We start from the raw sequence: 26299 nt of genomic DNA, 5'->3' as shown, positions 1-26299 counted from the left end.
TTAAGAAGAAGCAATTATGAAAAAAATACTAATCATCAGTTTGTTAATAAGTCTGTCGTGCTTTTCCCGTGCTGACACCCTGTATCTGACATCCCTGGAGTGGCCACCCTATTCCGGCAAGAAACTAATCAATCAGGGTGCATCTGTCGCTGTGGCTAAGGCAGCCTTTGCCAGTATGGGGCACGAACTGATCGTCGAGTTTTACCCATGGAGCCGGGCTGTAAAACTTGCCAGTGATGACAAAAAGTATGCAGGTTACTTCCCTGAGTACTCCTATGAGTCGGATGATTTTGTGTTCTCAGAACCTATGGGGAAAGGTCCTCTGGGTTTAGTTCAGCAGACAGGCAATCCCATAAAATGGAATACAATAAGTGACCTCACTCAGTACAAACTGGGTGTGGTACAGGATTATATTAACACAGCCGAATTAGATGGATTAATAGCCAGTGGCAGAATCAGTGCACAGGCAGTGGTGTCGGATGATAAGAATGTACAGAAGGTTGCAGCCGGACGCATTGATGCAGCGGTGATTGACCAGAATGTACTGAAATACCTGCTCAGCAATGAGGCAAATCTCAGAAAGCTTGCCGATAAAGTAGAGATGAATGACAGGCTGTTGGTCAATAAGGATCTGCATATTGCCTTTGAAAATACTCAAGAAGGCAAAAAATGGCGCGATATCTTCAATGAAGGACTAAAAAAAATCGATGTTAAGGCCATTATGGCCAAACATCTTTAATGTTTTTAAAGAAGTGTTCCTCTGGTTTCTCTGCTACAGGTGAGAATACCGGGTAACGAAAGAATAAACCTCCGACATTGAGATGCTCATGAAGTTTACCAAGTCCATATCCTTTAAGCTGGTTATTGCTGCGCTAACACTGGTTCTCGTGGTTGTGCTGGTGCTGGGTATTTATGATTACAACGTACAAAGCAAAAGACTAAAACAGAGACAGCAGACACAGATCAGTCTGATGGAATCGAGGCTGCAACTAAATCTACCAGCTGCCATGTGGAACTTTGAAGAAGGCCAGATGGAGCGCATTCTTAATGCCGAGCAACAATCAGAAGATGTGTCTTTACTGGAGATCTTCAACGACTCTGGTGAAAAAGTTATGCAATCTAGGGGCAGCTCTACCGACGAGACGCGCAGTATTTCTCTTCGTTATGAGGAAGACAACAGCGTCACTGAGCTTGGCAACGTTCGCGTTCACATTGACAATACAGCGATTCAGCAAACACTCAGTAGCCTGGCTGTCAGTGCATTAGTCAAGGGATTGATTTTGGCAGGTTTATTGGTTGCAGCTATTTATCTACTTTTCAATAAACTGGTGATCACCCCCTTGTCTGAGGTGGCCGATGCCCTTGAGAATATCGCGCGGGGTGAAGGCGATCTCACTCAACGGCTCATAGTTAAACGAGACGATGAGATTGGTAAAGTTGCTGAGTCTTTTAATGTATTTGTGGAAAAAATTCAGACGCTGGTGTTATCCATTCAGGAAGTGGTAGAGCAAACTCTGAAAAATGCACAAAGTGTTCATGACGGCACGGAAGCCGGTCGCGGACATCTGCAAAAACAACAATCGGAGACCGATCAGGTTGCCACGGCCATTACCGAAATGTCTTCTTCTGCTAAAGAGATAGCACATAATGTGCAACTCACCGCTGATGCAGCCGACCATGTCAGTGATGATGCCAAAAAAGTATCGGATATTATCCGTACCTCTGTGAGTTCAATTAATAATCTGTCAGAGCAACTCGAGAATGCAGCCACCGTCGTAGGCTCACTGGAAAGTGATGTGGAAGGCATAGTAACGGTGCTGGAAGTAATCCGAAGTATCGCCGAGCAAACAAATTTACTGGCGCTGAATGCAGCGATTGAGGCTGCCCGTGCCGGAGATCAGGGGCGCGGGTTCGCAGTAGTAGCCGATGAAGTCAGGGCCCTTGCATCCAGGACACAAGACAGCACCTCACAGATCCAACAGACCATAGAAAAACTGCAGGGCAGCGCTAAATCAGCAGTCACTGTGATGGAGCAAAGCCAGACTCAGAGCAAAGAATCGGTAGAGAACGCCCGCAGCTCTGGCGAATCCATCAGTGGTATTCTCGACTCCACCAGTGAAATTACCTCAATGGCCACCCAGATTGCGACAGCTGTAGAACAACAAAGCACGGTGGCCGAAGAGCTGAGCCACAATGTAAACCGTATCGTCAGTGCTGGTCATGACAGTCTGCATCAACTTGAAGAGATGACTGAAAGTTCACAAAGTATGCACGAGACGGCTGAACGCCTGAGTCAGCTTGCCCGGCAGTTTAAAGCCTGACTTTCAGGGAAGATCCCCACCGCACGGATGCTCAACAAAGGGAGCTATGAAAAATTGCTCCCGTCTTTTTGAGGAGCATATCGATGCGACTTATTGCCCTGAGCGTTTTGCTGGCGATGCTGGCATCTTATTCGGCCTGGTCCAAAACACAGCTAAATGTGCTGGAGTGGGAAGGATATATTAGCCCTTTTGCAGAGGACTTTGAAGAATATGCAAGGGATAAAGGCATGGATGTCAAACTCAATATTCTGTCACCCTATATCACCAACCCGGAACAAATTTTTAAAGCGTTAAGGGCGAAAACGGCTGACGTCGTTACCCCTACTCACAATTACTATAAGATGAATCAGGACAAGCTGTTTCAGGTTTTGCAGCCCGTTGATTTCAGTCGATTACCACATTATCCCAAAGTTTTATCCTCATTGCGCAGCGCAGCCTACGATAACTTCCATGGTGAAAAGTATTCGGTGCCGTTGCTCGGAGGCTCATACGGCTTAGCCTACAACCAGGATATCGTCAGTGCTCCTGATTCCTGGGCTGTGCTGTGGGATCCGGCTAATAAGGGTAAGTACAGCGTCACCGATGAACAATTCGAAGCCAATCTTTATATCACTATGCTGGTGCTGGGTTACCCCCCACAAACGTTTTATGATGTGGACAGTGGCAGTTTCAACGAACAGCAAGTCCAGACAAAACTGAATCAACTTGTCGCGAATGCACATTCATTCTGGGGCGGAATGCCGCAGGCCGACAACATGAAACAACTCAGTTATGTAACCGACTACTGGTTTGGCGTGGCGGCCGCCAATGATGCAGGTCAGAAATGGGCGTTGGCGAACCCTATAGAAGGGCAAACGGTTTGGCTGGATACGCTGGCTATTGGTAAACACGTTGAGAAGGACAAATTAAAGGCCAGTTATTTACTCCTGGATTTCCTAATCAGTGAGCCTATTCAAAAACGAATTCTGGAAATGTATGGCTCCATTATCGTCAATGGTGCAACTTCTCAACTGCTGGAACCAGAAGCAGCAGAAAAAGGTCGGGTGGGTGATGAAACGTTTTTTGTCGAAGAAATGTTCTGGAAACCAATGAGTTCCAGAACCCGTAATATTTATAAAGATATGTGGAAAAAGGCCCGGCAACAGTAAGTTTAAAAGGCAATATTGTCAACCATCAGGCAGCGTATGAACATTAAAACCCGTATTTTGGTATTTGTTATTCTGTTTGAGGTGTTGGCTTATTCTACACTGCAGCTCTTCAATACGCTGATATACAAACAAGCTCTGGATGAGTTTAAACAGGGTGAGATCCGTGCGGTATTTAACACCACCATCAGTAAAATAGATAGCCTCACGCAGTCGATGGAAAACAGCGTCATCAATCTGGCCATTATGGGTGAATCTCTTCATCATTTACGTCATATCAATGATGTTGCTCCAGCTGAAATTAGTGTACTGGCTAAAAGTATGCTGATAAAGAAGTTTACCAGCTTCAGACAGGCGATGGGCGGTGGTCTTTGGTATCAACCTTATGCTATTGACAATCAGGCCCGTTATTTTGGACCTTATGTGTTCAGGAATGAACAGAATGAAATCATTTTCACCTGGGATCTTAATACTTCAGAATACGATTATCTCAACCAGGACTGGTATCGATTGGCAGCTAACAATGATTGGGGCAGAAAACAGTCGGGGTTCAGAGCAACATTTTGGACCAAGCCATACCGCGATGGTGCCGGTTCATTTTCGCTAATGATGACCGTAGATGCCGTAATGATTGATGCACGTCAAGAGCCCATAGGACTCGCCACCGCTGACTTATCACTGGCGCAAGTAACCCGCTTTCTTGACAGTATCAGAGTAACAAAAAATGCGGCACCTTTTTTGTTTCATCAGACTTCCGGGCTTATCTTAAGCTATCCGGCTGATACCAGCCTGGTGATGCAGCCCATTACCAGACTCCCCTGGGCCGCCCCCCTGTTAAAACCCACCCACCAGGCAGGAATCAACCAAATTTCTGCATTACAACAAACAGACAGTCTGGTGTTTTACCAAACTACAGAGCAAGGCTTTGTTTTTGGTTCGGTGGTTCCCAAAGCAGATCTTCGCCAGGCAGTGGATAAGGTCTCCCGTCTTACATTGCTGACCGGAAGTGCTATTGGTCTGGGGTTTATTTTACTAATGATCTTTATTCTACGGGCTTTGTTCAGTCCTTTTGATCAGGTACTGAGTACCATCAGGAATTCCATCAGTTATGGAAGCAATAAACAAGTGGTTCTCAACCAGGTGGAATATGGCAAAAAAAATGAATTTACGCCCATCATTACTGCGCTAAACGATGTCTATCACCAGGTTAAAACCTATGTCAGTGAGATTGAGCAGGCCAATGCGCAATTGATGGCATCACAACAGGAGGTGCGACAACTCAATGCCATGCTTGAAAAGAAAGTTGCACTGCGCACTGCTGAACTTGAAACAAAAACCAAACAGGTTACAGAGTCACTAGAGCGATTAAGGCGCACACAGAGGCAATTAGTGGAAAACGAAAAACACGCATCGCTGGGCAGATTGGTGGCGGGCGTCGCCCATCAAATCAATACTCCTTTGGGTATCTGTGTTACCGCATCGTCTATGCTGGAAAACATCGCCAAATCCGTACATGACAAGGCCGTGGCTGGAAAAATGACCAAAGGTGAGTTCAACCAGGCCTACGATAAAATTATGCAAAGCGCAGAACTGCTCAGTGAGAATCTGCAACGTGCCACCAACCTGATTTCCAGCTTCAAGCAGGTCGCCGTGGACAACGACAAGCAGCAGGACCGCTGGTTCAACCTGTGTGAGTACATTGACAGTATCCTGCTCTCATTTCGTTCGCGTATAGAGCAAACACCGCACCGCATTCAATGGCAATATGAACAGGAAATCAGAATGTTCTCCTCACCGGGAGCCCTGACCCAGATTCTCGGACAGCTGGTAGAAAACGCTTTAACCTATGCCTTTGAAGATACCAAGCCCGGTACCATAACAATCCGTGTCAACCAGCACCATGACACATTACAGATTATAGTCAGCGACAATGGCCGCGGCATGTCCGAAGAGGTTTGCAAGCAAGTTTTCGACCCTTTCTTTTCTACCAGTAAGGAACAACTCGGTAACGGACTAGGCTTACATATTGTCTACAATCTGGTGATTCAGAGACTGGGAGGTGATATCCATTGTGACAGTGAGGTAGGCTCAGGCACCACCTTTACCATTAATATACCACTGAACAACGAGGAAAATCCCGGGACCGAATCTGAACATCAATGATTAATCATTGATTTGACCCTGTCCCGGTGACTTCGGCTCACTTTGAGTTCGGTGCCGTTTTCCAGTACTAAATGGTATTCGCCGCTGACGTGACTGACCAATTTACTGACAAACTGGATATTGGCGATAGCAGAGCGGTGCACTCTGACAAACCGCCTGGGATCAAGCTCCTGTTCCAGTTCTTTCATGGTGCGGCGCATAATGTGCGTCCCCGTCCTGGAGTGAACACACATATAGTCGCCAGCGGCATCAATCCACTGGATCTCATTAACCGGTACCCGGGTAACTTCATTGCCATCTTTAATTGCCAGAATGTCGGGATACTGGCTGATCGGCTCTCCCTCTGACAGTCGTCGCAGAATCTCTTCACAATCATCACCGGTAAACTCGGCTACCAATCTTGCCAGCCGGTCTTTCTGCTCGCCCTGCTGTCTCAGCGCCATATTCTGATGAACCTTCTCAAGGGTCCCTGTGAGACGTTTTTCATCTACTGGCTTGAGTACGTAATCCAGAGCATGAACTTCAAAGGCCTTGATGGCGTAAGTGTCATACGCTGTCACGAAAATAATTAACGGCAGACTATCCATTCGTTGTTCCAGCTCACGAATCACCTGAAACCCATTCAGGCCGGGCATCTGAATATCCAGAAACACCAGATCCGGCTGCATTCGCTGAATAACATCCACAGCTTCGTTTCCATTTTTGCATTCCTGCAACAGTTCCACTTCTTCGAAGGCAGTCAAGCGCACTGCTAATCCTTTCCTGGCGAGTGGTTCGTCATCAACAATGACAGTTCTGATTTTAGTTTGCATCCTGAGCTACCTCGTAGGGAATTCTGATACTGACCTTAACCCCGCTGGGTTGGTTATTGGAGATTACAAAAGAAAAGTTATTCTGATACAAAGACTGTAACCGCTGACGTATATTCGGCAACCCCACTCCCCCATTACGGCGCAACTGCCCTTTGACGATATCCGCCCCTGGACCGTTGTCTGTCAGTTCAATGAGCAGGTCCTGCCCAAAAGACTTAGCATGGATACTGATGCACCCTCCCGATTCCGTTCTGGCGATCGCATACTTTATCGCATTTTCTATCAGTGGCTGAAGTATCAGGCTTGGTACCAGTGCCTTACGCGATTCAGGCGCCACATCCCAGGTTACCGTCAGCCGGTCTTCGAAACGAACTTTTTCGATCTCCAGATACAGATCAATGGCCTGAATTTCCTGTTCAAAAGGAACCTTTTTAATCGGGTCTTTATCCAGTGAATAACGTAAAAAATCACTTAACCTCGAAACCATCGCATTGGCGGTCTGATTATCTTTGATCAATATCAGGGTAGAAATAGCGTTTAAGGTATTGAAGAGAAAGTGTGGATTTAACTGATAGCGCAACATTTTGAGGTGCGCCTGGTGCGCCATGGTAGAGGCGGTCAACGCATTTTGTTTTTCCTGCTGCATTAACTGGTAGTACTTAATGCCAAAATACAAGCCACTCCAGCAAACGATGATTGAGAATGAATTTACACTGTTACTAAAGTAGTAAATCCACTCATCCGGCCGATAGCCATGCTTGTAGATTTCCCAATAATTGATATTTTTGATTACTGCCCACACAACGCCCACAACGTAGGATAATCCTAAGGCAAATAAGACCATTTTCCAGGGTTTGAGAAACCACAGACGACGGAAGGTGTAGCGCAAAGGAATGGTAATCAGCCAGCCTGCATAAGCGTTGAGCAGAATCACAAACAACCAGATGCTGCGCATGTCGTGGAGAAATGAGCCTAGATAATAAACCAGTGCAAAACCAGTCCATCCTCCGGTATGCAGTAACCAGAACTGGCGCTCTTTATCTTCAAATAGCTTTTGCCAATGAAACAATGGAGACTCTCTGCGGAAAACAACACTTTAGATTATACGGCATGGGCGCAATCCTCTGAAGCAGCTTATCGTGCTGCGGGTCTTATCTGCCGCAATTGCGCCGATGGCACCAAAAAGTTGCTATCAGATGCTATTGTTTATTCAATGGACCTAGTAAGGAATATTAAGACGCTTTAACCAGTGCACCCACCACCAGGCCGGGCCGACTAACAAAAACTGTACATCTTTAAAAAAAGATGGTTTCTTACCTTCGATATGGTGGCCTACAAACTGCAGGATCCACATCACCACAAACAGGCCGAGACAAAACTGCCACACTGAAATCTGCATGGCATCAAGCATATAGATCAGCTGAAACGACAATAAAGACAGTAAGGTCATCGCCGCACCAATAGGGCCTGATAAACGAAAATAGTAGTACAATACGGGAACCATAATCAGGTGTGCCCAGGTAACGCCAAAATGTGCGATAAACTCAGGCACGGGTATAGACCATACCAGTCCGATAGTGACAAAATAAATGGCCGGAACCGCTACCCCATGGATGATAACATTTGTTTTGTTCTGATGACTTTGGCCATATTCATCGAGCAGCCTTTCAATTTTTCTCATAATTGCTACCTGTCAAAATTCAATAGATATTTCTGCTAACAACTGATTCAGTTGCTCCGGGTCGTTATCCCCTTCAATAAACTGAATACCATAAAAATTACTGACGTCATCTGTCTTATGGTTGACGACTTTACCCATAATACTGTGCTCTGCTTCCGCATTACCGGCCACCTTGAGGATCAGTTGTTTACCCACCAACTTAAGATTGCCTGTATGCCCTTTTTTTACACCAATCCGGCATCCCTTAGAAGAAATATCCAGAATAACGGCTTTGAGAAACACTCTGCCTGAATCGCTGGCGGCAAGCTGCACCGGGGTGCGTGTCGTGGTGCGTTTTTCTGACCTTAAGCCCTGATTCTGTATAACTGTTGGAAAGCTGATAAACACCAGATGTGTCGGTCGTGTTGCTACCAGTATTATTTTACTTTTGAAGGCGATGACTTCACCGGTTTCATCTTCGAGAATAAAGCGCACGATAATACTATTATCCGCATAAAGCGCGTCTTTCAGTGATCCCCACTTTGATTCGTCCGGATAACGTAAAATCAGGCAGCGTGTCCCGTCCATACCCACAAACTCAGTGCGTACCCGTTTAGCCGCAGTGGGTGACTTCACCTGAACATCAAGAGACGTCCCCGGCCTTAACGAACGTAATTTACGCAAGTCTTCTTTTGAAAGGCCGGTTTTCTCTGAGAGTATTGCCATCTTTTAACTCTGAGCGCTGCATTAAATTATTATGTTGTTATTATTGTGCTTTTTCGAGCCCGATACCAGCAAAGTCGCACCGGGAATCTCGCCACAGACATATTTAGTAAATTTTTCATTAGAAGGTACCCAATGAGCATGATTCACTATCAACTCAGCATTGATCAGCGTCATCAGCATCTGTTTGATGTCAGACTCGCCATTCCCGCTCATAGCAGTAACACACTTCATTTTAGTTTACCCGCCTGGATCCCTGGCTCTTACATGATCAGAGATTTTGCGAAAAACATCGTCAGCATCACAGCCGTTGATGAGCAAGGGCATTCTTTGCCCTTACAAAAAAACGACAAACAAAGCTGGGAACTGCATACTAATGGCAACCCTGTCATCCTCAACTATCAGGTTTATGCTTTTGATACATCGATTCGAAGTGCCTATGTTGACGATCATCGGGTGTTTTTTAATGGTACTTCTGTGTTTCTCAAAATTGAAGAATTAGACAATACCCCACATCAGCTTTGCCTCATTGCTCCAGCCGACAAGCCGCAGTGGAAAGTCGCCACAGGGCTTACGCGAAGTGATAAAACCGAAAAGTATCATTTTGGTGACTACCATGCTGAATGCTACGCGCAACTCATTGACTGTCCGGTGGAAATAGGTTCGTTCGATGTAGCAGAATTCGATGTATACGGCGTGCGGCACCATTTGGTTCTCAGTGGCAAGCACTATGCTGATATGCCAAGAATTTGCGCGGATGTTGAGAAGATTTGTCAACACCATATCGAACTCTTCGAGCCACAATCACAACAAGCCCCTTTCACTGAATACTGGTTTCTCACAAATGTTCTACCCAACGGTTTTGGCGGACTTGAGCACAAGAACTCTACCGCCCTGCTCTGTTCTACCTTCGATTTGGCTACAAAGAGTGAGAAAGGTAACAAGACCGAAGCTTACATGACGTTTCTGAGCCTGATCTCCCATGAGTATTTTCATGCATGGAATGTCTGTCGAATTAAGCCTGAAGAGTTTATCAAACCAGATCTGGGCCAGGAAACCTATACCCGTCAGCTATGGGCTTACGAGGGCATCACATCTTATTATGATGACTTCAGTCTGTTCCGGTGTGGCCTGATAAACTTTGAACAGTATCTTAAACTCCTGCAAAAGACCCTGACACGAGTCCATCGGGGCAAAGGGCAGACCAAACAGTCAATATCAGATTCCAGCTTCGATGCCTGGACGCGTTTCTACCAACAAGGCGAAGATGCGATTAATAACATTGTTAGTTATTACACTAAAGGGTCACTGATTGCTCTGTGGCTGGATTTAACGCTGCGCCTGCACAGCCAGGGGAAAAAGAGTCTGGACGATGTAATGCGCCGACTTTGGCAGGATCATGGCAAAACCGGCTTGGGCACACGCGATAAGGATCTCAGCAATGTGGTGGCAGAGTTGTCTGATCATCAGGTTGCCAAAGACCTCGATACACTGTTAAACCAATCAGAGCGGTTAAATCTGAGCAGCCTGCTGGAAAAATTTGGTATCCAGCAGACACAACAACCAGCGGCCCAGGACTTACTGAGTATTGCAGGTGAACAGCAAGGGGCCTATTTCGGCGTACTTTATCGATCCCATGCTATGGGGCTAGAGGTCACCGCTGTACTGGAGGATTCCCCTGCGGAATCGGCAGGCATTTATGCAAAAGACATCTTGCTGGCGCTGGACGAGCTGAAGCTTGACAGCACCAGTCTGGAATCGCTGTGCAACACCTTGCCACCCCATCAGCCGGTTTCCATGCACCTGTTTCGCAATCAGCGCCTGGTAACCACAGAGATCATATTGTTGCCGGCGCCAAAGCTGATCATTTCACTGAGCGAATCTGATCCATCACAATCTTCCTTGTGGAAGCGTAAAACAAACGCGACACAATGACGGGGTTTCTATGCAAGTTCAGCTAACCTACAATTTTACTTCGTCACAACAGGCCAATCGCTTTGTCAATGCTCTGCGAAACTGGCCAACGGCAGATGTCGATGCACGACTACACCGCACCAGCCAGAGTGTGAGAGTGAGTTATTCTTATGTTTCCGGAGGTTTTGATCCTACCTGTGCCGCCCTTGACGATTTGGCCGCCGAATATGGGGGCGCAGAGTCGAACAGTTTTAACTAACAGCGCGTTTTCCGGGAAAGTGGCTATCACCCATGCTCAGAGTTGAATAAAGGGGTCTGAACCTGCTCCCGTTTCAGAACACAAATCGACATCTTTTGGCATTGCTACACCCGACAGGATACAAAAAACCGGCTATTACAGCCGGTTTTTTGAGTTTCATTTACCTGTTACCAGATCCGCACCCGCTCTTCCGGTGGCAGATACAATTCATCGCCCGGTTGAACATCGAACGCGTCGTACCAGGCATCATGGTTACGCGGAGCTAATGCACGGTAGCGCCCGGGTGAATGCGTGCCTGCCCGCAGCTGATTAAGCATACTTTGCTCCGTGCGCTTTTCGCGCCAGACCTGGGCCCAGGCCAGGAAGAATCGCTGATCACCGGTAAGGCCGTCAATCACCGGAGCTTCTTCCCCTTCGAGACTTAGCTGATAGGCATGATACGCCATAGCCAAACCACCTACATCACCGATATTTTCGCCAAGACTATTACGGCCATTCACAAAGTTATCTTTGATCGGTTCATATTGACTGTACTGTTCAGCCAGCTTATCGGTTTTTGCCTCAAATGCAGCGCGGTCAGCGTCAGTCCACCAATTGCTCTGGATCCCTTTGGCATCTGACTTGGAGCCCTGATCATCAAAACCATGGCCCATTTCATGGCCGATAACGGCGCCAATCGCGCCATAGTTAACCGCTGGGTCTGCATTTGGATCAAAGAAGGGTGCCTGCAGGATAGCAGCCGGAAAGACAATCTCATTAAATGAGCTGTTATAATAGGCATTCACCTGCTGTGGAGGCATTCCCCAACGCTCTCTGTCAGTAGGTTTCAGCTCTCTCTCCACATCCTGCTCCTGAAAGAATTTACGCAGATTGTGAACATTACTCATCAGACTTTGAGCTGAAATCTCCAGCCCATCAAAAGACTGCCATTGGTCCGGATAACCGATTTTAGGACGAAATGCCTGCAATTTTTCCAATGCATTTTTCTTGGTATCCTCACCCATCCAGTCAAGATTGCGAATCCGCTCACCCAACGCGGTGCGAAGGTTTTCAACCAATTCCGCCATCTGTTTCTTGGACGTTTCCGGGAAATAGCGATCTACATAGACTTTGCCGATGGCGAAACCCAGAGACTCAACTCCGGACATTTGACTAATGGCTCTTTTCCAGCGGGCTCTTGGCTCCTGCTGTCCGCTCAGGGTTCTGCCATAAAAATCAAAATTAGCCAGATAGATATCCTCAGAAAGCAGTGATGCATTACCACTGATGCTGTGGTACGTCAGATAATCCTTCCAGGTCTCTACCGGGGTATCATTGATAATTGCAATAACCTCTCTGACGGGTTCCGGTTGGCTCACATTGAGTTGTAGCACTTTCAAACCACCGGGCTCAAAGTACTGATCCCAATCGAAGCCGGGATAGCCTTCTGACATGTCAGCGCGGGCAATCTGATTAAGGGTTAAATCCCGGTCCCGACGTTTTTCTCTTGGCCACTGTGCCTGCGCAATGCGGGTTTCCAGTTCTAGTATTCCTTTGGCTTTTTCTGCCGGATTGTCTACACCCGCAAATTGAAGCATCTGGCTAATGTGGTCAACATATTGACTGCGAATGGTGGTAAACCTTTCCGACTCTTCCAGATAGTAATCCCGATCCGGTAAGCCTAACCCCCCAACCCCTAAGGTGACCTGATATTCATCAGGATTGAGGCGGTTGTACCACATTCCGCTCCAGATTGGCGTGTTGGTACCTGTAAGCCAGGCATTACCAAAAATCGCCGGTAACTGTTCAACCGAGTCAATTGAGTCAATTTCATCCAGGAACGGCTCTATGGGGCTGATTCCTTTCTCATTAATGGTTTCCAGATCCATGTAAGCATTGTAGAAATCGGCAATCAGCTTTTCCTCTCCGGAGAGGTTTTGTGCAACTGACAGTTCTTCAACAATGGCTTTGACTTGCTCTTCACTACGATCAGCTAAGGCTGTAAAGGCACCATAGCGGGTTTTATCCGCCGGCATCTGAAAATTTTCATACCAGGTACCACTGGCATACATGAAGAAGTCATCACCCGGTTTTACAGACTCATCACGGGCTGACAATTCAACACCAAAGGTCCCCATTTCGGGTGCAGCAGACTGAGTGCTGGCTTTTGTTACCGTCGCCTCAGCTTTGTCGGTTTGTTGTTCTGCAGTATTTTCTTTGCAGGCCCCCAGCGTTAATGCTGATGCTACCATGGTAGCGACTAGGGTTTTTCGCATCATTATTCCTCGCACTGTCGTTTTATGATTTTTATATTTTTACCGGCGCCTTTATATCAGATTTATTCACCGGATTGGGGGCTTTAAGCAGCAAACTGACTGTATTTTGAGACACAAACGCAGACTTTTTTGTAAAAAGATATTGCCATCATGCGCGTTTAAAAAAACTACGCGTCCATAAACTCCCTGTTATGCACTGGCAATCGCACCTTTACCAACACCTTCATAGGCCTGAACCATAAAGGATTTCTCTGGTTGTACAGATTTAAGCTCATCGGCCATAAACTGTGCAAGACATTCAACGGTAGAATCAGTATCTACCAGGTCTGATTCTGTCTCGGCGATGATGAGTTCAAACACCCCCTGGGAGGATTCGTAACGAAACAGACAATGTGAACTCAGATCCTTTTCTTTCGCCATTTCAGACAGGTGTAATGCCGATTCACTGGCAAGATCTTCACGGGTACCAATATAAATGTCTCGCCACCGTCTGGACCAATATTGCTGTGCATCTGCGTCCAGAGTTCCATCCACAAACACTTTTACCCTGGAGCGATGGCCATGAGCAATACGTTGGCAATTTCCTTCATGCTTTTTCAATCCGTGGGTATAGTGATAATAGGGTTCATTGATCTCTTCACAACGCAAAGTCAGAGTCAGCCCTTCAACATTTTGTGGCAGATGGGTGGCAATAATTTCTTTTAAGTAACAACTTACAGAATCCATGCTGATCTGTTCGGCATAAATAAAGGCATAAGCTTCTGCAGGACAATACAAATGAATAGAGCGACCATGGGGCCTGTTGAAATCAACCCAAACCTGATCGGTCAGAGAATCGTGGGTAATCTGGCTGTAAGGATGCTCTGCCGGGATAAGAAGTTTGTGATCCACATGCTCATCGATCAGGCGTTTGAGTTGCTTCTTTACCTTAGAAAAGTCCAGCACCATACTTTCTTCATTAAGGCCTCCATCAAGAATCACATCGACGATCCAGCTCTCACCAACCATACCCCTTTCGGGACACAGGTAAGAAAAATCCATAACGGTTAAATCATTTACGAATAATTGCATGGCAATATAGATTTAAAAAATGCTGCGCCCATTGTATACCCAAGTCACCTTAAGTCACCAATAAGTGTTGTTGTAACGCCAGTCCTATGGATGGTTATTTTCCGGATTTGAGCAACTGGTCTTTAAGATTAGGCGGTACACCTTTAATGATCAGAGTATCGCTGGCCTGATCATACTGGATGCGCTCACCATACAACTGGCGATCAAAATTGATACTGATACCGCCCCCCTGGCCAGAGAATTTACTCAGGCCCTTGATAACAGCCCGATCAGCGGGAAAGTCTTGCTCTAAGGGCTGTTCTTGCTGATGTTGTTGAATAAAACTGTAAAAATCCTGCCCTTCTGTGGATGCAGGCATGCGTTCAGAGAGCTCTGGTAAGCTGATATTCTCTCCCTGCTCCAACTTTTCTTTATAGTAATCCGATACTACCTGACGGCTTTGCTGTTTTTCACTGGTGTCCATTTGTTCGCCGGACAAATACTGGTCTACCTGTGAAACAAGTTGTTTATTCTGTTCCTTGCTATCAACTAACTCTTCACAGCCCAGGAAACTCAGAAAAAAGTCAGAAACTTTGCGCCCGGCTCTGCCCTTGATAAAACTGATATAACGCTGCTTGTCTTTGTTCACCTGCATTTCGGTAATATCAATTCTGGCGGCCAACTGCATTTTGGCTAAATCCAGATGATCACTATAATTCAGTTCCAGTTCCTGATTAATTTCCACATGCTGGCGTGTGTTAATCAAGGCAATCAGCAAGTAGTCTGTGGCCAGAAACTGGTAGCGACTAAACACCACAAACCCGGTTTCCAGCGTGGCAAATTCCATTAGTTTTTGTCTCAGCAGCTCTGCCGTTTTTACGCTAAAACCATGAAATGAGAGTTCCCCGCCATACAACGCTGACAAGTGAGTACTAAAGCTGTCTTCTGTGTCTTCGCTCAGGCCACCGAGGCCCTTACCGGGTTTGCCGTTGTAGGTATGATGTAACTGCTGTGCCAGCTCTTCAATTTGCGAAGAGATCTCGAAACATGCGTTTCTTGGCATCAGTACAAGCTCCTGATCAGCGTTTATTCTAAGCTGGTGAACAACAAAATCTTGGATTACGGCACTCATAGGGGGCTCTCGTAAGTAAACAGAAAATAACGTATTTGATCAACGAAGAAGACAGACTCAACATCTGTGACAAAAAAGCAAATCTCTCCCTTGCACAAAGGGCGGACAAGGATATGATATCAAAAGGAATAATCAACCACCCAAGGCAAATTCCTTATGTTACAATTTAACCGATTCGCCTTTTTGATTATTTTTTAACGTAGTTTGTAGCATATCGGCACAGGCTCTACACATAAAAATATACTATGCCTCAGGCGCCACTTGCTCAGGAACACAAAGACATGCCGCAGCAATCCAAATATTCAGATACTCAATTCGACAGCCTTAGCCAGGATCTTATCGGTGTGTTGCAAAAACACCAGGCAGACAGGGAGTTGTCACTGATGGCTCTGGGTAATCTGATTACCGGAATATTCAACCATCAGGTAGCGGATAATCAAAGAGATTCTCTGGCCCATGAGTTTACCCGTATCCTGCTAAAAAGCATTGATGCGCCAGAATCCAGTGGACAGAACAAAAACCAATGATTTTAGGTGACACACCCAGACGTCAGAGAGTTTCCAAATTGGTAGCATGGGGCCATTGGTTTGCCCTGAGTAATATTATCGTTGCCATTTGTATCGCCTCTATTTATGTATTCAATTCTGGCATGCCAGACACCGCACTAGGCATGCTATACCTGTTCAGCAACTGGTTCAGCCATATCGCCTTTTTAACCTTTTTAGGGTTCATACTGTTAGTGTTACCCCAGTGCTATCTGGTTCCTAATATTAAGGTTGTGAAGGTTGTCAGTTCCGTCTTCGCTGCTATTGGCCTGGCTCTGCTCGCTTTTGATGCCTTGTTATATACCAAACATGGTCTGCATCTGAGCCTCGGGTCGGTGGAAATTATACGTAGTGAAACGCGCAGTGCGATGGCCAGTTTCACCTGGCAGCAATGGAGCTATCTGAGTCTTTTATTTATTGTCTGGCTGTCATTACAGCTTATCATTGCCAATGCATTATGGCAGCGCGTGGAACGGCTTCAAAAGCAACGCGTGGGCTTGCCAATATTGACCTTCTTCGTGCTCTGTTTTGTCAGCAGTCATGGGGCCCATATCTGGGCCGACGCTAATCTATATCAGCCTATTGTCAAACAGGATGACATGTTTCCCCTGTCCTATCCGGCGACAGCGAAAACTCTGATGTCGAAATACGATTTATTGGACATTCAGAACTACCAGAGACGCAAGGAATTGCAGTTAAGTAATCCGTTCCAGTCTGCCACCTACCCCGCAGAACCGGTTTATTGCGGTATTAATGAACAAGCAAGTGTGGTGGTGTTGATCAGTACCGTACAGGGAGAACTCGGCCATTTAGGTTCTGCGTTGGGACTGAATAGCCACGATCAGCACTATGACATCTCTGCTGACCAGGCCAGCGCGCGATTTTCTGTGTTGTATGGCCTGCCATCGCTATACCAGACAGCACTGGAACAGCAGCGCCCTGTTCCGCTTGACCTGACACAGAATCTTGGTCTGGATACGTTTATCTACTCGTCTTCAGCCTTACCCGTGGGCGTTACCAGCCTGCAGGTTGGCTGGCAGGACTTTCTGAAAAAGGTGACCCGCGAAACCCCTAAACTGGCGATTGGATTTGTTGATGAGCAGGAGCTCAATATTTTGCTGGCCGGCAAGCTGCATCAGCATAATACGCTGCTACTGACGCAGATGCAGCCCAATCAGCAGGTTAATCTGTTGACCAATATTTCCCTGCCCACCAACAATAATCCTTCCAGCCACGAGGATCTGATGCCAACGGTTCTCGACCTTCTCCAGTGCAATGCACCTGTGGTCAATTACACAACCGGCCAGTCGTTACTGAACAGACAACGAGACTGGTTGATTAGTAATAGCAATAATAAACTGGTGTTGCTTGAAGGACAGCAGAAAATTGAAGTGGACGGACAGGGAAACTATAAGATTACTGATCTGACTTCAGGGCAGCGTATACCGGATAAACTGAATATGAGCCGCCTGAGTCAGAGCGTTAAACACCTGAGCCGGTTTAGCACGCAGAAATAGTAAGATTGTGATCAGTCAGCAACCGGCAAACTCCTTTTTGCCGGTTTTAATCACACCCGGGTGCCGCCATCAAGCTCCAGCACGCGGCCGGTAAAGTACTCATTTTCGAAAATGAAACGCGCTGCCGAAGCTACTTCATCAGGCTCCGCAAGACGTCGCAGAGGAACAGTACTTAAGAAGCGTTCACGCATATCCGGCCGCATTTGCGCTGCCATCGCCGTTTCGACCAGACCTGGCGCAATACACCCTGTACGTATGCCAAAACGGGCCAGCTCTTTTGCCCAGGTGACTGTCATCGCCGCCACTGCAGCCTTGGAGGCAGAATAATTGCTCTGTCCCGCATTACCGGCACGGGATACGGACGAGATATTAACAATCACCCCTTTGCTCTGGGTTTCAACCATCGCTTGCGCGGCTTCCCTGGCACACAAAAAGGTACCGGTTATATTCACATCTATTACAGACTGAAACTGCTGGTGAGACATCTTATCCACCACCTGTCCATCTTTAACTTTCAGCAATAAACCATCACGCATAATTCCGGCACTGTTAATCAGACCATGCAAAGCCCCGAATTGGGTTTTAATATCTGCAAATGTCTGTTCAACATCCTTTTCATCGGTCACATTGACCACAAAGCCAATTGCCTCACCGCCCTGCTCTTTGACTAGTGCCACGGCCTCATCCAGTGGGCCTTGTTGCATATCCAGCATCGCCACTCTGGCACCGCTATGACTCAGGTGTTTTGCCATTGCTAAACCCAGCCCCTGGGCAGCGCCGGTAATGGCAATAATTTTATCGGTTAATTGCATTTAACTGTCCTTTTCAACGTGTTCAAACAGAGTGAAGATACTGGAAAAATCGAGACTGCCATGGCCTTTGAGGCTATGCAGGCTATAAAGACTCTGGGCTAATGAGCCCATAGGGGTCGACGAATTACTCTGAATGGCCGTATCCAGTGCCAGGCCCAGATCCTTCTTCATCAAATCCACTAAAAAACCACCCTGATAACCCTTGCTGGAAGGCACATTCTCCATTACTCCGGGGCAGGGATTGTATTTATCAAGAGTCCAGTTGGCACCGGAGCTCTGTTGCATAATCTCAGATAATACTTTCGCATCCAGGCCATTGTTAATGCCCATGCGCAAGGCTTCACTGGTGCCCGCCATCAGCACGGCCAGCAGCATGTTGTTGCAGATTTTTGCCACTTGCCCGGCGCCATGCTTGCCCGCATGAAAAATGTTTTTGCCCATCGCACTGAGCACTGGCTGCGCCTTTTCAAACTGTGTGGCTTCACCGCCAACAATAAAGGTCAGCGTTGCGGCCTGTGCACCGGCTACACCGCCTGATACCGGTGCATCAATAAAGTCGATGTTTCTGGCTGTCAACTCTTTGGCAACAACCCTGGCCGTTTGTGCATCAATAGTACTGGAGTCAATCACCAGCGTTCCGGGTTTGAGTGCACCTTGCATCGACTCATCGTCCAGGTACAGAGACCTGACATGACGACCCGCAGGCAGCATTGAAACAACTACCTGCGCATTCTCGACGGCATCAGCAGCTGTTTCTGCAGATGTCGCACCTTGTTCAGTAAGACGTTTGACATTCTCGCTGAGCAGGTCGAACACCTGCACTTCAAAGCCCGCTTTAATTAAGTTGGCAGCCATGGGGCCACCCATGTTACCCAATCCAATAAACGCGATTTTCATTATGACTCCTTATCCTTTCAGATCTTTGAGCGGATGATCGTCCTGCGACCAGGGCGAAGTGAAGAAATGTTCAATTAATGAGTCCGGCACCCTGTCCACACTTGGGTATTTCCACTCAGGCTTATTATCTTTATCAATCAGCAGTGCCCGCACACCTTCCTGAAACTCCCCCACTTCGCCACAGCGACAGGATAGCCCCAGCTCCATCCGGAAACATTCTTCCAGGCTTTTGCCCTGCCCTTGCTGAAGTTGACGAAACAGAATGCAGGCAGTGATTGGTGAACCAGCCTTAAGCGTAGCAATCGCTTTGCTGAGCCATTTGTCATCGCCCGGCTCGAGCGACACAATTTCATTGATCACCTCATCCAGCGATTTACCCTGTGTCACTTTCTCAATCAGTGGCTGGTGCGCTTTGATATTCGAGTCCGGCGTCAGTGAACGAGATTCCTCAGCAAATTGCAGACACACTTCACTGACTTTTTCATGGTTCCAGGTTATTGCGTCGGTCCATTCACATTGTTGCAGATGTTCTATAAACCCATCTTTACTGCCCTGACTGATAAGATAATCTGCCAGCCCCACATACTGAGCATCGGCAGCATTAATGCTCGCCCCTGTCAGGCCCAGAAACAGTCCACAACCCTTTGGCATGCGATTCAGGAACCAGCTTCCGCCCACATCCGGATACAAACCAATGGAGATTTCGGGCATCGCAATACGTGCGGTTTCTGTGACAATCCTGTGACTGGCACCGGCCATTAACCCTAAACCACCGCCCATGGTAATGCCGTTACCCCATATAATCAGTGGTTTGTCATAGGTGTGGATCAGATGATCCAGCATGTATTCACGAGTAAAAAATTCTTCCACTAAGGCCGGCGTTTCGCCCTGGGAGGCTTTCATTGCTTTGTACATAGCAACCACGTCACCACCGGCACAAAAAGCTTTGTCTCCGGCACCTTCTATCAATACCAGCGCGATGCTGTCGTCCTGACGCCAGCTATTAAGCTGTGGCAGCAGCAACTCAATCATCGGTAAACTCAGTGCATTGAGCGCTTTAGGATTGTTCAGCCGTGCATGGCCGATGAATTTTCCACCTGCGGTTTTGATCCTGTCAAACACCACCCAATCCTGCTGTGTATCCTGATCAGACATTATAACCTCCTGGTATTAACGTATATCTTGGGCGCCCTCGGCCAGAATGCTTCTGGCAATAATCAGGCGCATAATTTCATTGGTCCCTTCAAGGATTTGATGTACGCGGACATCCCGCACATGTCGCTCCAGAGGGTACTCCTGAATGTAGCCATAGCCACCGTGTATTTGCAGCGCCTGGTCACAAACAGTAAAGCCCACATCGGTGGCAAAACGTTTGGCCATTGCACAGTACGCGGTTTTATCAGGGTCTTGTTGATCCAGTTTAAACGCCGCCAGCCGAACCATCTGCCGGGCTGCTACTAACTCGGTATTCATGTCTGCCAGTTTAAACTGCAATGCCTGAAAAGCGGCCAGCGGTTTACCAAATTGCTGACGCTCATGCATATAATCACGCGCCGTATTCAGTGCTTGCTGGGCAGTGCCTATCGAACAGGTGGCAATGTTTACGCGACCACCGTCGAGGCCTTGCATGGCGAATTTAAAACCTTCGCCCTCACTACCCAGAAGGTGATAAACCGGCACCTTTACATTCTCAAAACTTACCAGACGCGTGGGTTGGGCGTTCCAGCCCATTTTCTCTTCTGCTTTTCCATACACAATACCCTCTGCATCTGCCGGTATGACCAATGCAGAAATACCTTTGGGGCCCTGTTCACCGGTGCGCACCATCACGACCAGCACTTCGGTTTCACCCGCACCGGAGATAAACATCTTTGAACCATTTACCAGATAGTGATCACCCTGTTTTCTTGCGCTGGTTCGCAGCGCTGCAGCATCAGATCCTGAGCCAGGTTCAGTCAAACAATAGGACGCCAGTTTCTGACCGGAGACTAACGCCTCACACCACTGTTGCTTTATGTTCTGTGTACCCCAGGTGGCAATCATCCAGGTGGCCATATTATGAATAGTCATCATCGCAGTAGTGGCAGTACACCCCATGGCCAGCTCTTCAAATATGATTGACGAGTCGAGCCGGGACAAGCCCAAGCCGCCCGCTTCTTCAGGGGTATACAAGCCACAAAAACCCAGCTCGCCGGCTTTTTGGATCACCTCTTTGGGAAAATAGTGTTCTTTATCCCATTTAGCGGCATGGGGAGCCAGATCCTGCTGCGCAAATTGTCTGGCGGTATCGGCAAACGCCTGTTGATCGTCGGTAAGATTAAAATTCACCTTATATTACCTCTGAGTATTTTGGCTTATTAGGTCGGCATACACCGACCAATGCTAAGTTCTGTTAAAGGCTGCTTACCACAGAGGCACAGAGGGCACGGAGGATGATAAGTTAAAGCTGTTGATTGATGAGAGAGACCAAATTCTTTGACCGTTATAAAACCATCAAAACAGCTACAACCAATTCTTCTCTGTGTTCTCTGTGTCTCCGTGGTGAATATCACTAACGCAGGCTAATGGTCATATTCGGCCCCTGAGGAATGTCGTCTTCAAACCAACGACTGGTGATCGTCTTGGTTTCAGTGTAAAAACGCACCCCTTGTTTTCCATAAGCATGCAAATCACCGTAGAAAGAGTTTTTCCAGCCGGTGAAAGAGAAAAATGGCAGGGGCACAGGAATCGGTACATTGATACCTACCTGTCCCACTTCAATTTCATGCTGGTATTTACGTGCGGCAGCACCATTGGCGGTAAAAATACTGGTGCCATTTCCGTAAGGGTTACGATTCACCAAGGCGATGGCCTCTTCCAGACTATCCACCACGACACAGCAAAGTACCGGCCCGAAGATTTCTTCTTTGTAGATGGTCATATCTTCAGTCACGTTGCTAAATACTGTCGGCCCCACCCAATTACCCTGCTCATAACCGGGCAAATTAAAGTCAGAGCCATCCACCAGACAGGTGGCACCTTCCTGCTTACCCTGCTCAATCAGAGACAATACCCGCTGTTTGGCTTTGTCACTGATCAAGGGTCCAAAGCCCGCTTCCTTATCATTCCAAAGGCCTGGCTTCACTTTAGCAATCATCTCTGCCAATTCCGGGATCCAGTCTTTTGAATCTCCCACAAAAACGGCCACAGAAATGGCCATACAACGTTGTCCGGCAGCCCCAACTGATGCACCCACCAGATTATTCAGGACCTGAGCTTTATTCGCATCAGGCATAATCACTGAATGGTTTTTCGCACCGGCAAAACACTGTGCGCGTTTCATATTATCTGTAGCCGTTTTGTAAATATGCTGGCCTACGGGCACTGAACCTACAAATGACACGGCCCTGGTCTCTTCATGGTGAAGCAGATGATTAACCTGATCGGCGCCACCATGCACAATGTTCAATAACCCCTTCGGCGCTCCGGCTTCAAGGAACAACTCTGCAAGACGGGTCGGTGTCATTGGATCCTGCTCTGAGGGTTTCAGAATAAAGGTGTTGCCTGCAGCAATAGCTAATGGAAACATCCACAGCGGGATCATTGCCGGGAAATTAAACGGCGTTATGCCAACGCACACACCCAGAGGCTGGGTATAGCTGTACGTATCTATGCCTCTGGCAACATTCTCCACTGTCTCACCCATCATCAGTGCAGGAATATTCATGGCTTGTTCTACCACCTCAATACCGCGCCACACATCGCCCTTGGCATCATCAAAGGTTTTTCCGGTTTCCTGACTGAGAATCTCAGCTATCTCATCATGGTGGGCTTTTAACAATGCCTGATAGCGCATCATCAACCGGGCACGCTCCGACACTGCCACATTACGCCAGGTCTTAAACGCTTCTTTTGCACTGGCAATGGCACTTTCCATTTCTTCATGGGTAGCGCAGGGAGCCTGAGCGATCACCTGATTGTCGGCAGGATTCGTGACATCAATATGCTGTTGAGACGTTGAAGCAATAAACTCGCCGTTAATCAGCAAAGGAATTTGTTTCATTGGGCACCTGTTATGTCATCTGCCGAAACGCCGGCAGCTTGTTAAGAAAGTGTGAGGTACATTAGCAGATTTTTTACCTTAACGTTAACGTCAAGTGATAAAAACAGCTAACTCGTTATCTCACTCTGTAAACTAGCTTAGACAGCTTATGGTCGTGGTCCCTGTAATGGCAGATAATACCAATTAAAGTCGAAAATTCTCTTTTCTGTCAGGTCAGGGTTAACGCTATCCTGCTATATGCCCTGGCTTCAGATCAGACTCACTAACACTTCATCATTAAGTTTATCCAGCGGAAATATGGGTTCAACCTACGTGAATATCTATTAAGTTCGTTTGGTATAAGCCGATTGATTGCTATGCTAGAGCTTGTTGCAATTGAGAATGGCCTTTACCTTTGGATAGAAACAAAATCAATATTGCGGTGGTAGAAGATAACGGCGTTGCCCGTATCAATCTGCGCAACCATCTTCTGGAAATGGGGTTTTCTGATATTGGTTGTTACAGTCAGGGTAGAGAACTCAAACCTGCTCTCAAACAGCGTCACTTTCACCTTCTGCTTATGGACTTTCATCTCGGGTTATATAAAAACGGCGTAGAAGTGATCAACGAAATGCAAAAAGAAGGTTTGCTCAAGCCCTCCACCTGCATTGTCTTTGTCACCTCAGATCGGGTTCCCATGATAGTCGGTCAGATTATGGATGTGCATCCTGATGCACTGGTGCTTAAGCCCTACACTATCCGAAACCTGGAAAAGACCCTTTTATCTTGTATGCGGTTCCATCATTTTATGAAGCCGGTAATGCAATTGATGGATAAAGATGATTACTCCAGAGCGCTGGAAAGTCTTGAACTGCTGATGAAAAGCAACAAAGAGCCAAAATATCGCACCAATATGATCAAACTTAAGGCCAGGATCCTGACCAAGTTGAAGCGCTATAAGGAAAGCGCCGAAATTTATCAGGAGGTACTTAAAACGTCGGATAAGATTATCTGGGCAAAATGGGGGCTGATTCAAAGTACTCATCTTATGGGGGAAACCGAGGAAAGTGAAAAAATGCTTGGAGCGATGCTCAACACGCACCTTACCAGCGATAAAGCCTGTGAATGGCTGGCCAGAATCAATATCGATAAAGAAGATTATGATAAAGCCCAGACCTACATGGACAGAATAAAAGACGGTGAACTGTCTCTCTCTGCAGCGCGTCTTAAAGCCTATCTTTACCAAACACAGGATCAAATGGATGAAGCCATTAATCTTCTTGAAAAAAAGCGCGAGTCCAACCGCAATATCCGTGAGCGATTTACTGAATTATCTCTGGACCTGGCACGTTGCTATCTGACAAAAGCCCGTGATACGCCAATCAATGAACGTGGTAAACATTTGCAAGTGGCCCGCTATTTAATTGGTGGTGCAGGTCGCAATATGCAGGGAAGTGACATTGACATTAAGCGCAACTATATGACCGCACTGGCCGCAGTGCTTGAAGATGACAAAGCCAGGGCCCGTGAGCTTTTGTCACAGGAAGGCCTCGAAGATACGGAGTTTATGGACATTCCAACTCTTTCGGACGCAGTCAGCACCTGGCACGATCTCGGCGAAAAAGGCAAAGCCTCCGAAATGCTGCACGAACTGGAACAGAAACTGGCCAATCTGCCAGATGAAAATGAACGGACGGTTTCCAGTCTGATGATGCGGAAAAATGAACAGGCTCTGGGCGATAAAAAATCGCGTTCGCTGGAGTTTAACAAGCGCGGGCTGGCATTTTACGTAAAAGATAACTTCAGTGACGCCATCGACCTGTTTTATCAAGCGTATATACTTTTCCCCAGCGAACCCGCTTTTAGTCTCAACTTATTACAATCCATGGTCGAGGCAAAAAAACTGGTGCATAAAAAAATCAGTATTGCCGCACTGCAACAGGAGCTTACCGACCAGCCCCTTTCCTCTGCTAACGCCAAACGCTTTGACGGAATTGTACAAAAAATCAAAAAAGATCAACTAGATACTCTGTCAATTGAGGAAGTAGCTTCTTCCGACAACGCTGAGTCAGACGAATAGACCTACTTTACTCATCTCATCTGACCAGTTAGGCTTGGTATTTTTATACTGAGTGAAAAGTACCATGCATATAGACCAGCTTTTGCAGCAAATACGCGAGAATTCGATTGACGGAAACTGTCTGCTGACGGTACCCAAAAGCTGGGCTCAGGGCAGAACCGTATTCGGTGGTTTATCTGCGGCCCTCCTTTACGAGGCGATAAAAAATACGGTTAAACCGGATAGGGTTCTGAGGTCACTAACCACCAATTTTGTCGGCCCTCTGAATGCCGGAGCCGAACTTGAAATTCAGGTACAGGTACTGCGCGAAGGAAAAAATGTGACTCAGGTAACAGCCCGCGCATTACAGAATGACCAGGTCGCAGTATTCTGCCAGGCCTGCTTTGGTACTCACAGAGACTCCAAAGTGCGGGTCGACAATCAGACACAACACAATATGGCGCTGCCTGAAAAGGCAAAATTTATCCCGCAAATCCCCAAAGTCACCCCTAAATTTTTAAAACATATAGATCTTTTCCTGGTTGAGGGTGGCCTGCCCTTTACCGGTAAAAAAACGGCAAGAACCTGCGGCTGGATGCGGTTTACTGACACGCCGGAACAGGTCAGCGATGCCCACCTGATCGCGCTGATTGATGCCTGGCCACCGACCATATTACAGATGCTGCGCTGGCCTGCACCGGCAAGCACCATGAGCTGGAACCTGGAGTTTATCCATCCCCATCAGCCCGTAGCAGCCGATGACTGGTTTGCTTATCAGGCAGATACCCGCCAGGCCGCCGATGGCTATTGCCACAGCGAGGCCAACATCTGGGATGCCAGAGGGGATTTGGTGGCCATCAGTCGCCAGATTATCGCTGTATTCGATTAACGCAAAATCTGGCCTGAGATTGTGAAGCCTGGATGAATTATTTGTGACCAGTGTTAATCCTGTCTGTTCAAGACCGGGCGTATATTTTATGGTCATGATGCGTTTTTCCGATTTATGGATTCGTC

22 protein-coding genes are annotated in these 26299 nt (G+C 47.1%); 10 read left to right on the top strand and 12 right to left on the bottom strand.

Annotated elements, in window-relative coordinates; genetic code table 11:
* Positions 1-16: 16 nt before the first annotated feature.
* The 4 genes from CDA54_RS01160 (at position 17) to CDA54_RS01145 (ending at position 5629) form a co-directional block, all read left to right on the top strand.
* Positions 17-739: a substrate-binding periplasmic protein gene (locus CDA54_RS01160; RefSeq protein ID WP_099033158.1), complete on the top strand. Its 723-nt coding sequence runs from the start codon at positions 17-19 to the stop codon at positions 737-739.
* An 88-nt stretch (positions 740-827) separates the two neighbouring features.
* Entirely contained in the window at positions 828-2321 is a 1494-nt protein-coding gene (locus tag CDA54_RS01155; RefSeq protein ID WP_180237077.1) for a methyl-accepting chemotaxis protein, read from the top strand.
* Between the two features lie 83 nt (positions 2322-2404).
* Complete coding sequence (locus CDA54_RS01150) at positions 2405-3469, top strand: ABC transporter substrate-binding protein (RefSeq protein WP_099033156.1); 1065 nt, start codon at positions 2405-2407, stop codon at positions 3467-3469.
* A 36-nt stretch (positions 3470-3505) separates the two neighbouring features.
* Positions 3506-5629: an ATP-binding response regulator gene (locus CDA54_RS01145; RefSeq protein WP_099033155.1), complete on the top strand. Its 2124-nt coding sequence runs from the start codon at positions 3506-3508 to the stop codon at positions 5627-5629.
* Here CDA54_RS01145 and CDA54_RS01140 read toward each other — a convergent pair.
* The 4 genes from CDA54_RS01140 to CDA54_RS01125 all read right to left on the bottom strand — a co-directional run bounded on the left by CDA54_RS01140 (position 5623) and on the right by CDA54_RS01125 (position 8827).
* Positions 5623-6441, bottom strand: coding sequence for a LytR/AlgR family response regulator transcription factor (locus CDA54_RS01140; protein ID WP_099033154.1), 819 nt, complete (start codon positions 6439-6441; stop codon positions 5623-5625). The two genes, CDA54_RS01145 and CDA54_RS01140, sit on opposite strands and share 7 nt — an antisense overlap.
* On the bottom strand, positions 6431-7510 hold the full coding sequence (locus CDA54_RS01135) for a sensor histidine kinase (RefSeq protein ID WP_099033153.1): 1080 nt from the start codon (positions 7508-7510) through the stop codon (positions 6431-6433). Before CDA54_RS01135 ends, CDA54_RS01140 begins: the two co-directional genes overlap by 11 nt.
* Positions 7511-7660: 150 nt before the next feature.
* Complete coding sequence (locus CDA54_RS01130) at positions 7661-8122, bottom strand: Mpo1 family 2-hydroxy fatty acid dioxygenase (RefSeq protein WP_099033152.1); 462 nt, start codon at positions 8120-8122, stop codon at positions 7661-7663.
* Positions 8123-8134: 12 nt separating this feature from the next.
* Positions 8135-8827, bottom strand: a complete 693-nt coding sequence (locus tag CDA54_RS01125; RefSeq protein ID WP_099033151.1) for a flagellar brake domain-containing protein — start codon at positions 8825-8827, stop codon at positions 8135-8137.
* Positions 8828-8959: 132 nt separating this feature from the next.
* Between CDA54_RS01125 and CDA54_RS01120 the strand changes: the two genes are divergently transcribed.
* Positions 8960-10759: a M61 family metallopeptidase gene (locus tag CDA54_RS01120; RefSeq protein WP_099033150.1), complete on the top strand. Its 1800-nt coding sequence runs from the start codon at positions 8960-8962 to the stop codon at positions 10757-10759.
* 10 nt (positions 10760-10769) lie between these two features.
* Entirely contained in the window at positions 10770-10997 is a 228-nt protein-coding gene (locus CDA54_RS01115; RefSeq protein WP_099033149.1) for a hypothetical protein, read from the top strand.
* A 167-nt stretch (positions 10998-11164) separates the two neighbouring features.
* Here the strand turns inward: CDA54_RS01115 and CDA54_RS01110 are convergent, their stop codons facing one another.
* The 3 genes from CDA54_RS01110 to yejK form a co-directional block, all read right to left on the bottom strand.
* On the bottom strand, positions 11165-13252 hold the full coding sequence (locus CDA54_RS01110) for a M13 family metallopeptidase (RefSeq protein ID WP_099033148.1): 2088 nt from the start codon (positions 13250-13252) through the stop codon (positions 11165-11167).
* A gap of 189 nt (positions 13253-13441) precedes the next feature.
* Positions 13442-14323 (bottom strand): 6-carboxytetrahydropterin synthase, encoded by an 882-nt coding sequence (locus CDA54_RS01105; protein WP_099033147.1) that lies wholly within the window; start codon positions 14321-14323, stop codon positions 13442-13444.
* Positions 14324-14417: 94 nt separating this feature from the next.
* Positions 14418-15434 (bottom strand): nucleoid-associated protein YejK, encoded by a 1017-nt coding sequence (gene yejK / locus CDA54_RS01100; RefSeq protein WP_099033146.1) that lies wholly within the window; start codon positions 15432-15434, stop codon positions 14418-14420.
* A 281-nt stretch (positions 15435-15715) separates the two neighbouring features.
* Here yejK and CDA54_RS01095 point away from each other — a divergent pair, with 281 nt between their 5' ends.
* Together CDA54_RS01095 and CDA54_RS01090 are read left to right on the top strand one after the other, a co-directional pair.
* Positions 15716-15961: a YejL family protein gene (locus CDA54_RS01095; RefSeq protein ID WP_099033145.1), complete on the top strand. Its 246-nt coding sequence runs from the start codon at positions 15716-15718 to the stop codon at positions 15959-15961.
* Positions 15958-17496, top strand: coding sequence for a DUF3413 domain-containing protein (locus tag CDA54_RS01090; protein ID WP_099033144.1), 1539 nt, complete (start codon positions 15958-15960; stop codon positions 17494-17496). The genes CDA54_RS01095 and CDA54_RS01090 overlap by 4 nt, the downstream gene beginning before the upstream one ends.
* A gap of 50 nt (positions 17497-17546) precedes the next feature.
* Here the strand turns inward: CDA54_RS01090 and CDA54_RS01085 are convergent, their stop codons facing one another.
* From CDA54_RS01085 to CDA54_RS01065, 5 genes are all read right to left on the bottom strand, one after another.
* Complete coding sequence (locus CDA54_RS01085; protein WP_099033143.1) at positions 17547-18308, bottom strand: SDR family oxidoreductase; 762 nt, start codon at positions 18306-18308, stop codon at positions 17547-17549.
* Positions 18309-19208: a 3-hydroxyisobutyrate dehydrogenase gene (mmsB, locus tag CDA54_RS01080; RefSeq protein WP_180237084.1), complete on the bottom strand. Its 900-nt coding sequence runs from the start codon at positions 19206-19208 to the stop codon at positions 18309-18311. It abuts the gene before it with no gap.
* Between the two features lie 6 nt (positions 19209-19214).
* The gene (locus CDA54_RS01075) at positions 19215-20360 is read right to left on the bottom strand and encodes an enoyl-CoA hydratase/isomerase family protein (RefSeq protein WP_099033141.1); all 1146 of its coding nucleotides are present in this window, start codon (positions 20358-20360) and stop codon (positions 19215-19217) included.
* 15 nt (positions 20361-20375) lie between these two features.
* Positions 20376-21533 carry an acyl-CoA dehydrogenase family protein gene (locus tag CDA54_RS01070; protein ID WP_099033140.1) on the bottom strand — a complete coding sequence of 386 codons (1158 nt, stop codon included), beginning with the start codon at positions 21531-21533 and terminating at the stop codon, positions 20376-20378.
* 223 nt (positions 21534-21756) lie between these two features.
* Positions 21757-23247 carry a CoA-acylating methylmalonate-semialdehyde dehydrogenase gene (locus CDA54_RS01065; protein ID WP_099033139.1) on the bottom strand — a complete coding sequence of 497 codons (1491 nt, stop codon included), beginning with the start codon at positions 23245-23247 and terminating at the stop codon, positions 21757-21759.
* A gap of 394 nt (positions 23248-23641) precedes the next feature.
* Between CDA54_RS01065 and CDA54_RS01060 the strand changes: the two genes are divergently transcribed.
* A complete protein-coding gene (locus CDA54_RS01060) occupies positions 23642-25306 on the top strand; it encodes a response regulator (protein ID WP_099033138.1) in 1665 nt (554 codons plus the stop codon).
* A gap of 64 nt (positions 25307-25370) precedes the next feature.
* A complete protein-coding gene (locus CDA54_RS01055) occupies positions 25371-26174 on the top strand; it encodes an acyl-CoA thioesterase (protein WP_099033137.1) in 804 nt (267 codons plus the stop codon).
* Positions 26175-26299 lie beyond the last annotated feature (125 nt).

This window comes from Lacimicrobium alkaliphilum, assembly GCF_002591895.1.
Lineage (GTDB): Bacteria > Pseudomonadota > Gammaproteobacteria > Enterobacterales > Alteromonadaceae > Lacimicrobium > Lacimicrobium alkaliphilum.
Note: the sequence above shows the minus strand (reverse complement) of the source record. Positions and strands in the feature narration are given on the sequence as shown.

Bases quoted from the DNA above. Each gene is read 5' to 3' on its own strand.
- CDA54_RS01075 (WP_099033141.1), bottom strand. From the start codon at position 20,360: ATGTCTGATCAGGATACACAGCAGGATTGGGTGGTGTTTGACAGGATC.
- CDA54_RS01145 (WP_099033155.1), top strand. From the start codon at position 3,506: ATGAACATTAAAACCCGTATTTTGGTATTTGTTATTCTGTTTGAGGTG.
- CDA54_RS01125 (WP_099033151.1), bottom strand. From the start codon at position 8,827: ATGGCAATACTCTCAGAGAAAACCGGCCTTTCAAAAGAAGACTTGCGT.
- CDA54_RS01155 (WP_180237077.1), top strand. From the start codon at position 828: ATGAAGTTTACCAAGTCCATATCCTTTAAGCTGGTTATTGCTGCGCTA.
- CDA54_RS01105 (WP_099033147.1), bottom strand. From the start codon at position 14,323: ATGCAATTATTCGTAAATGATTTAACCGTTATGGATTTTTCTTACCTG.
- CDA54_RS01150 (WP_099033156.1), top strand. From the start codon at position 2,405: ATGCGACTTATTGCCCTGAGCGTTTTGCTGGCGATGCTGGCATCTTAT.
- CDA54_RS01095 (WP_099033145.1), top strand. From the start codon at position 15,716: ATGCCGCAGCAATCCAAATATTCAGATACTCAATTCGACAGCCTTAGC.
- CDA54_RS01120 (WP_099033150.1), top strand. From the start codon at position 8,960: ATGAGCATGATTCACTATCAACTCAGCATTGATCAGCGTCATCAGCAT.
- CDA54_RS01090 (WP_099033144.1), top strand. From the start codon at position 15,958: ATGATTTTAGGTGACACACCCAGACGTCAGAGAGTTTCCAAATTGGTA.
- CDA54_RS01160 (WP_099033158.1), top strand. From the start codon at position 17: ATGAAAAAAATACTAATCATCAGTTTGTTAATAAGTCTGTCGTGCTTT.
- CDA54_RS01085 (WP_099033143.1), bottom strand. From the start codon at position 18,308: ATGCAATTAACCGATAAAATTATTGCCATTACCGGCGCTGCCCAGGGG.
- yejK (WP_099033146.1), bottom strand. From the start codon at position 15,434: ATGAGTGCCGTAATCCAAGATTTTGTTGTTCACCAGCTTAGAATAAAC.
- CDA54_RS01055 (WP_099033137.1), top strand. From the start codon at position 25,371: ATGCATATAGACCAGCTTTTGCAGCAAATACGCGAGAATTCGATTGAC.
- CDA54_RS01130 (WP_099033152.1), bottom strand. From the start codon at position 8,122: ATGAGAAAAATTGAAAGGCTGCTCGATGAATATGGCCAAAGTCATCAG.
- CDA54_RS01065 (WP_099033139.1), bottom strand. From the start codon at position 23,247: ATGAAACAAATTCCTTTGCTGATTAACGGCGAGTTTATTGCTTCAACG.
- CDA54_RS01110 (WP_099033148.1), bottom strand. From the start codon at position 13,252: ATGCGAAAAACCCTAGTCGCTACCATGGTAGCATCAGCATTAACGCTG.
- CDA54_RS01140 (WP_099033154.1), bottom strand. From the start codon at position 6,441: ATGCAAACTAAAATCAGAACTGTCATTGTTGATGACGAACCACTCGCC.
- CDA54_RS01115 (WP_099033149.1), top strand. From the start codon at position 10,770: ATGCAAGTTCAGCTAACCTACAATTTTACTTCGTCACAACAGGCCAAT.